We start from the raw sequence: 6,978 nt of genomic DNA on the forward strand, positions 1-6,978 counted from the left end.
AGGCGCCCGCCAAGCCGGCCGCGGCACCGGTCGTGCTGGCCAACCACCGGGCGGTCTACGACCTCTCGCTCGCCTCGAGCGGCGGCACGCGCGCGGTCGACAGCGCCCGCGGGCGCATCGCCCTCGACTTCAAGGGCGACGCCTGCCAGGGCTACACCATGCAGACCCGGCAGGTGACCGTGCTCGAATCCTCCGAGACCGGCAGCCGCACCTCGGACCTGCGCAACACGACCTTCGAGCGCGGCGACGGCCACGAGTTCCGCTTCCGGACCGCGAGCGCCACCAACGGCACGCCGAGCCCGACCGTCGACGGCAACGCGACGACGGAGGGCAGCGCCTTCAAGGTGCGGCTGAAGGAGCCCAAGCGCGACCAGTTCGGCGAGGGCGGCCCGGTCCTGTTCCCGAGCCTGCACATGCGTCGCCTGATCGAGGCGGCGCGGGCCGGCGAGACGACGCTCTCCGCCAAGGTGTTCGACGGCTCGGACGACGGCCGCAAGGTCTACGACACGCTCGCCGTCATCGGCCGCCCGGGCACCGGCCCGACCCAGGCCTCGGGCTCCGAGCGCGACAAGCCGCTGCGCGAGGGCGCGCTGGCCTCGGTGCAGCGCTGGCCGGTGACGCTGAGCTATTTCACGCAGGGGCGCGGCGAGCGCACGCCGATCTACACGCTGAGTTTCGACCTCTACGACAACGGCGTCAGCGGCGCGCTCAAGCTCGACTACGGCGATTTCGCGATCCTGGGGGATCTCACGCGCCTCGACCTCGACAAGGGCGCGGACAAGCCCTGCCGGCCCTGAAGGCCGGGGCGGCCCCGCGGATCGGGGCGCTCCCCGGTCCTCAGGGCGCCTCGAACTCGGGCGGCCTGCGGCGCGCCCAGGCGGCGGCGATCCGTTCCGGGGGGCAGTCGAGGGCACGGGCACAGGCGAGCAGCACCGGCTCGTCCGCCATGACGTGGTCCAGAACCGCGTCGAGGATCGCCGGATCCTCCGTCGCCCGCCGCAGCGCGTCGGGCGTCAGGCCGGTGGCGTTGAGGAAGGGGAGCAGGCGGTCCGGGTCCTGGACCATCCACAGCAGAACGTCCAAGGGCAGCGAATCGGTCGCCTCAGTCCCTTGAAGGGATTTGCGTTTCATCAACATGTAAACCCTAGAATGGATTCCGACAGGGTGACGGCCCGTTAACGACAAGCGTCGCGCGCACCGGGATGAACGCCTCATGAAGAAAACGGTGCTGATCGTCGAGGACAACGAGCTCAATATGAAGCTCTTCAACGACCTGCTCGAGGCGCAGGGCTACGCGACGCTGAAGACTGCGCACGGCATCGAGGCGATCGAGCTGGCGCGCGCGCATCACCCCGACCTCATCCTCATGGACATCCAGTTGCCGGAGGTCTCCGGCCTGGAGGTGACCAAGTGGCTGAAGGAGGACGACGACCTCAAGCACATTCCGGTGATCGCGATCACGGCCTTCGCCATGAAGGGCGACGAGGAGCGGATCCGCGAGGGCGGGTGTGAGGCTTATTTGTCCAAGCCGATCTCGGTCGCGAAGTTTTTGGCAACGGTTCGGACTTATCTTGAGGCCAAATCCTGAGGCCTGACGCGGTCCTTCCGCGCGGGCGACCACTCCGATCGCCCGCGAGGAACGATGTCGGCGCGCGTCCTGATCGTCGATGATCTGTTTCCGAACGTGAAGCTTCTCGAAACGAAGCTCGCGCTCGAGTATTTCAACACCGTCTCGGCCATGAACGGGCGCGACGCCATCGCGCTCTGCGAGCAGGGTCTCTGCGACGTCGTGCTGCTCGACGTGATGATGCCCGGGATGGACGGGTTCGAGGTCTGCCGGCACCTGAAGGGCAACCCCGTCACCGCCCACCTGCCGGTGATCATGGTCACCGCCCTCGACCAGCCCGCCGACCGGCTCCGTGGCCTGGAGGCCGGGGCGGACGACTTCCTGACGAAGCCCGTGGACGACGTCGCCCTGTTCGCCCGGGTGCGCAGCCTCGTGCGCCTGAAGGCGGTGACGGACGAGCTTCTGAGCCGCGCGCTCGCCTCCCGCGAGGCCGGCCTCGGCGACCCGCTGGCGCGCGCCGCCGCCGAGACGGGCCTCGACGCCGAGATCCTGCTGGTTGAGGACCGGGCGGGCGCGGCCGACCGGATGGCGGCGGCGCTCGGCCAGCACCACCGGGTGAGCGTCGAGGCCGACCCGCAGCGCGCCCTGATGCGGGCGGCGGAGGGAACCTTCGACTGCATCCTCGTCAGCCTCGACCTGCAGGGCTCGGACGGCCTGCGCCTGTGCAGCCAGCTCCGCTCGCTCGACCGCACCCGCAACGTCCCGCTCGTGATGCTGGGCGAGGCGCACGAGCGCGAGCGCATCGTGCGCGGGCTCGATTTCGGCGTGCACGACTACCTGCTGCGGCCGATCGACCGGAACGAGCTGACGGCGCGGGTGCGCACCCAGGTCCGGCGCAAGCGCTTCTCCGAGGTGTTGCGGGGCGCCGTGCAGGACTCGATGCAGCTCGCCGTGACCGACGCCCTCACGGGGCTGCACAACCGGCGCTACCTCGACAGCCATCTCGGCGCGCTCTTCGCGGAGGCCAACCTGCGCCAGCGCCCGGTCGCCGCGCTGATCCTCGACATCGACCGGTTCAAGACGATCAACGACACCTACGGGCACGAGGCCGGCGACGAGGTGCTGCGCACCTTCGCCGAGCGCGTCCGGCTGCACACCCGCGGCATCGACATCGTCGCCCGCTACGGCGGCGAGGAGGTGGTGATCATCCTGCCCGATGTCGGCCTCGCCGAGGCGCAGGTGATCGCCGAGCGCATCCGCGCCCGGATCGAGGCGCTGCCCTTCCCGGTCCAGCGCGCCACCCGCAGCGTGCCCGTCACCGTGTCGATCGGCGTCGCGGCCCGGCAGGGCGACGACGCGGGGGCCGGGGACATGATGAAGCGGGCCGACCTCGCGCTCTACCGCGCCAAGACGTTCGGCCGGAACCGCGTCGAGGCCGACGCCGCCTGAAGGGCTACTCCGTGGGAGCCTGGGCGGGATCCAGCTGTCCCGGCACGTCGTCGCGCGCTGCCGCGGCGGCGTCGCGGCGGCGGGGAGCCTGGCCGGCGCAGCCCTCGCAGATGCTGCGCGTCGCGCGGCGGACCCGCGCGTCCATCTTCCGCTGCATCGCCTCCATCTTGGCCTCGGCGGCGCGGGCCGATTCGGCCGCCTCGGGGCTCAGATAGAGGTCGCGCCGCCGCGGGCGCGCCTCCAGGCGCTCGATCTGCTCCAGGCTCGGCGGCGCGGCCGGCGTGGGCGGCTGCGCGGCGGCGGGCAGGCCGAACGAGACCAGGGCGGCGAGGGCGAGGAGCGGGCGCAGGATCATGCCCCCAGACAGGCGCCGCAATCAGGGCCTGAGGAAGGCGGCGCCGGGCTTCGCGCCGGCCGCCGGCCTCCCGCGGGCATGCACATCCCGCCCCGCGCGCGGTTGACACGCCCTCCCGCATCGCCAACACCTCGCCCCGCCCGGCGGCGCGGCCCGCGCCCCGGGCTCTCGCACGACGCGCAGGACATTTGTGAACCGATGGCGGTGACGCGCTCCTATCTCGATTTCGAGAAGCCCGTGGCGGAACTCGAGGCCAAGCTCGAGGAGCTGAAGGCGGTCGGCGCCCGCGACGGCGCCGTCTCGATCAGCGAGGAGGTCGGCCGGCTCGAGGCCAAGGCTGCCCAGGCGCTCGCCGAGATCTACGCCGCCCTCACGCCCTGGCAGAAGACGCAGGTGGCCCGCCACCCGCAGCGCCCGCATTTCGTCGATTACTGCGCCGGGCTGATCGAGGAATTCACGCCCCTGGCCGGCGACCGCAGCTTCGGCGAGGACGCGGCGGTGGTGGGCGGCTTCGGGCGCTTCCGCGGCCGGCCGGTCTGCGTGATCGGCCAGGAGAAGGGCGCGACCACCGAGGCGCGCCTGCGCCACAATTTCGGGATGGCCCGGCCCGAGGGCTACCGCAAGGCGGTGCGCCTGATGGAGCTCGCCGACCGCTTCGGCCTGCCGGTGCTGGCGTTCGTGGACACCGCGGGCGCCTTCCCGGGCATCGACGCGGAGGAGCGCGGGCAGGCCGAGGCCATCGCGCGCTCGACCGAGGCCTGCCTGGCGCTGGGCGTGCCGAACGTCGCGCTCGTGATCGGCGAGGGCGGCTCGGGCGGCGCCATCGCGCTCGCCACCGCCAACCGCGTGCTGATGCTGGAGCACGCGATCTACGGCGTGATCTCGCCCGAGGGGGCGGCCTCGATCCTCTGGCGCGACCAGGGCCGGGCGCACGATGCCGCCACCGCCATGAAGATCACCGCGCAGGACCTGCTCCGGCTCGGCGTCATCGACGGCATCGTGCCGGAGGCGACCGGCGGCGCCCACCGCGACCGCGACGGCGCCGTGGCGGCGGCGGGCGCGGCGCTCGACGAGGCGCTGCGGAGCTTCGAGGGCCTCGGGCGCGACGAGATCCGCGACCGCCGGGCGCAGAAGTTCCTCGAGATCGGCCGGCGGCTGTGAGACGGGACGGGGAGGGCCCCCCAGGCCTTCTCGGCACAGGCCTTTTCGGGACAGGCCTTCTCGGGACCCTGCGCCGCCGTCTCGGCCTGCGCGGCCCCGACCGGCGCGAGCCGGGCGCGTTCAATCACGTCTCGCTCGGCAGCAACTGCCAGATGGCGCACGCCCTGAAGCGGCTCGGACTGCGCGGGTGGTCCGGCCCGTTCGACTGGGTCTTCACCCTGCCGCCGATGGTGCGCGACTGCCTCGCGGACGATTTCCGGGCGTTCACCGACCGGGCGCAGCTCGAGACGATCCCGCTCTCCGAGCGCGAGGGACCCGACATCACCCGCGGCCGGCACCGGCTCTACCGGGAGCGCTACGGCCTCGACTGCATCTTCAACCACCACGACCCGGCCGCGGACGACGCGGATTTCGCCTTCCTGCAGGCGGGCGTCCGGCGGCTGCGCGCCGCCCGCGCCCTGGCGGGCGGGCGCAACCGATACTGGCTGATGAGCCACCTCCACGTCGCGCCGGCCGAGGCCGCGGCGCTCTGCGACGCGCTGGCGGGAGACGCCGCCCGCAGCCACCTCACGGTGATCCAGCTCCTGCCGGGCACCGCGACCGTGCGGGTGGCCGGGCGGGCCGAGCCGCGTCCCGACCTCCTGCACATCACCCTCGAGACGCCCTCCGCGCCGGTCGGCCTGCGCCTCGCCGACCCGGCGGACGACGCGCGCCTGCTCGACCTGATTCGCGCCGAGGCGGCGTGCAATCCCGCACATCTCGACTGATTTATCCGCGTGGAGTGTGGCTCCGGCGTCATTGCGGTAACGGAGGGTCAAGTTTAACCGATCTACGGGTTTGGGGAGTGACGCCCGACGCAGGTCGAACGGACCCGCGGGCGGAGTATCGAGACGAGGTTCCCCATGGCTGTGCGCCCGCTCGCGGCTGCTGGTCTCATCGCCGTCACGCTCGGCCTCGGCGCCTGCCAGGACGGCCTGATCGGCGGCGCCTCCACCCGCCACCTGACCCCGGTCCCCGCCCAGACCCTGTCGCTGATGCAGACCAAGGGGATGAGCCAGTCCGACCCGATCCTGATCCGCGCCTACAAGAAGGAGTCGGAGCTGGAAGTGTGGAAGCGCGACGGCACCGGCCAGTACGCGCTCCTCAAGACGTTCCCGATCTGCCGCTGGTCGGGCCAGCTCGGCCCCAAGACCAAGCAGGGCGACCGGCAGGCGCCCGAGGGCTTCTACACGATCACCCCGGGCCAGATGAACCCGAACTCCTCCTACTACCTCTCCTTCGACACCGGCTACCCGAACGCCTTCGACCGCGCGAACGGGCGCACCGGCAACTACATCATGGTGCACGGCACCTGCTCGTCGGCCGGCTGCTTCGCGATGACCGACGCCTCGATGGGCGAGATCTACGCCATCGCCCGCGAGGCCTTCGCGGGCGGCCAGCGCGCCTTCCAGTTCCAGTCCTACCCGTTCCGGATGACGGCCCAGAACATGGCCAAGTTCCGCAACGACCCGAACGCGCCGTTCTGGAACAACCTGAAGGAGGGCGCAGACTATTTCGAGGCCCTGCGCCAGGAGCCCAAGGTCGGCCTGTGCGGAGCCAAGTACGTGTTCGGCGGTGCCGACGCGGCCGCCGGCTCCTGCAGCCCGCGGGTCGATCCGCTGGTCGCCGAGAAGCGCGCGCGGGACGATCACCAGATCGCCGAGCTCGTCGCCAAGGGCACGCCCGCGACCCGCGTCGTCTACCAGGACGGCGGCCAGAACCCGGTCTTCCGGCCGCAGAACGTCACCGCCTTCGCGAGCCTCGGCGCGAAGGAGGAGGAGATGCCCTACAGCGCCAAGGAGTTCGGCCGGCACAATCTCGGCGAGGTGAGCCGTCCGGAGACGCTCGCCGGCGCGCCGGAGGAGATCGCGATCGAGCCGAAGGCCGGCCCTGCCGGTCCGAAGGGCCGCACGCAGCTCGCGGCCGCGCCGATCCCCACCAAGGCCGCCGCCGCGGCCCTCGCCGCCGGCGCCAAGCCGGCCCCGGCGCCTCTCATGCTCGCCAAGCAGGCCGAGCCGGCCGCCGCCGAGGCGGGCAAGCCCGCCCGCGTCACGGTGGCGGACGCGGAGGGCGACGTCTCGGCCTTCCAGCAGGTGTTCGGCGGCCTGTCCCGCAAGGACGCGCCCGCGCCGGAGCCGGCGACCCCCGCCGCGGACGCCGCGACGGCCGAGCCCGCCAAGCAGGTCCACGCCGCCCGCGCGCGCATCCAGGCGCATCTGGCAAAACCCCCGACCGCGACCGGCGCGATCGCGGAGAAGAAGGCGCCGCCCGCCAAGGTGGCCGAGGCGAAGAAGCCGGCCCCGAAGGCCGAGCCGGCGCGCTGAGGCCGCGCGCTTCTCCCTCCCCCGCAGAGCAGGGCGATCGCATATGCCGAGCGAGCCTAGCCCCGGTCAGGCGCGGGTCCCCT

General features: G+C 72.4%; 8 protein-coding genes. 6 read left to right on the plus strand and 2 right to left on the minus strand.

Going from position 1 to position 6,978, the window contains the following annotated elements; genetic code table 11:
- The coding region (locus AX737_RS27590; RefSeq protein WP_066927050.1) for a cell envelope integrity EipB family protein at positions 1-797 on the plus strand (797 nt) is incomplete at its 5' end.
- Between the two features lie 40 nt (positions 798-837).
- Here the strand turns inward: AX737_RS27590 and AX737_RS27595 are convergent.
- Positions 838-1,137 carry a DUF3572 family protein gene (locus AX737_RS27595; protein WP_280949104.1) on the minus strand — a complete coding sequence of 100 codons (300 nt, stop codon included), beginning with the start codon at positions 1,135-1,137 and terminating at the stop codon, positions 838-840.
- Positions 1,138-1,213: 76 nt separating this feature from the next.
- Between AX737_RS27595 and AX737_RS27600 the strand changes: the two genes are divergently transcribed.
- Entirely contained in the window at positions 1,214-1,588 is a 375-nt protein-coding gene (locus tag AX737_RS27600; RefSeq protein WP_066927051.1) for a response regulator, read from the plus strand.
- A 54-nt stretch (positions 1,589-1,642) separates the two neighbouring features.
- Positions 1,643-3,016: a PleD family two-component system response regulator gene (locus AX737_RS27605; protein WP_066927052.1), complete on the plus strand. Its 1,374-nt coding sequence runs from the start codon at positions 1,643-1,645 to the stop codon at positions 3,014-3,016.
- A gap of 4 nt (positions 3,017-3,020) precedes the next feature.
- On the opposite strand, the gene AX737_RS27610 is transcribed toward AX737_RS27605, so the two are convergent.
- Positions 3,021-3,371, minus strand: coding sequence for a hypothetical protein (locus AX737_RS27610; protein ID WP_066927053.1), 351 nt, complete (start codon positions 3,369-3,371; stop codon positions 3,021-3,023).
- A gap of 198 nt (positions 3,372-3,569) precedes the next feature.
- Here AX737_RS27610 and AX737_RS27615 point away from each other — a divergent pair, with 198 nt between their 5' ends.
- The 3 genes from AX737_RS27615 to AX737_RS27625 all read left to right on the plus strand — a co-directional run bounded on the left by AX737_RS27615 (position 3,570) and on the right by AX737_RS27625 (position 6,895).
- Positions 3,570-4,532: an acetyl-CoA carboxylase carboxyltransferase subunit alpha gene (locus AX737_RS27615; RefSeq protein ID WP_066927054.1), complete on the plus strand. Its 963-nt coding sequence runs from the start codon at positions 3,570-3,572 to the stop codon at positions 4,530-4,532.
- The gene (locus tag AX737_RS27620; RefSeq protein ID WP_066927055.1) at positions 4,529-5,299 is read left to right on the plus strand and encodes a DUF1796 family putative cysteine peptidase; all 771 of its coding nucleotides are present in this window, start codon (positions 4,529-4,531) and stop codon (positions 5,297-5,299) included. The genes AX737_RS27615 and AX737_RS27620 overlap by 4 nt, the downstream gene beginning before the upstream one ends.
- Before the next feature lie 135 nt (positions 5,300-5,434).
- Positions 5,435-6,895, plus strand: coding sequence for a murein L,D-transpeptidase family protein (locus AX737_RS27625; RefSeq protein ID WP_066927056.1), 1,461 nt, complete (start codon positions 5,435-5,437; stop codon positions 6,893-6,895).
- Positions 6,896-6,978 lie beyond the last annotated feature (83 nt).

This window comes from Methylobacterium sp. CCH5-D2 (genome assembly GCF_001556475.1).
Classification (GTDB): Bacteria; Pseudomonadota; Alphaproteobacteria; order Rhizobiales; family Beijerinckiaceae; genus Methylobacterium; species Methylobacterium hispanicum.

Coding starts and splice junctions, on each gene's coding strand:
- AX737_RS27610 (WP_066927053.1), bottom strand. CDS start 3,371: ATGATCCTGCGCCCGCTCCTCGCCCTCGCCGCCCTGGTCTCGTTCGGC.
- AX737_RS27615 (WP_066927054.1), top strand. CDS start 3,570: ATGGCGGTGACGCGCTCCTATCTCGATTTCGAGAAGCCCGTGGCGGAA.
- AX737_RS27605 (WP_066927052.1), top strand. CDS start 1,643: ATGTCGGCGCGCGTCCTGATCGTCGATGATCTGTTTCCGAACGTGAAG.
- AX737_RS27595 (WP_280949104.1), bottom strand. CDS start 1,137: ATGTTGATGAAACGCAAATCCCTTCAAGGGACTGAGGCGACCGATTCG.
- AX737_RS27625 (WP_066927056.1), top strand. CDS start 5,435: ATGGCTGTGCGCCCGCTCGCGGCTGCTGGTCTCATCGCCGTCACGCTC.
- AX737_RS27600 (WP_066927051.1), top strand. CDS start 1,214: ATGAAGAAAACGGTGCTGATCGTCGAGGACAACGAGCTCAATATGAAG.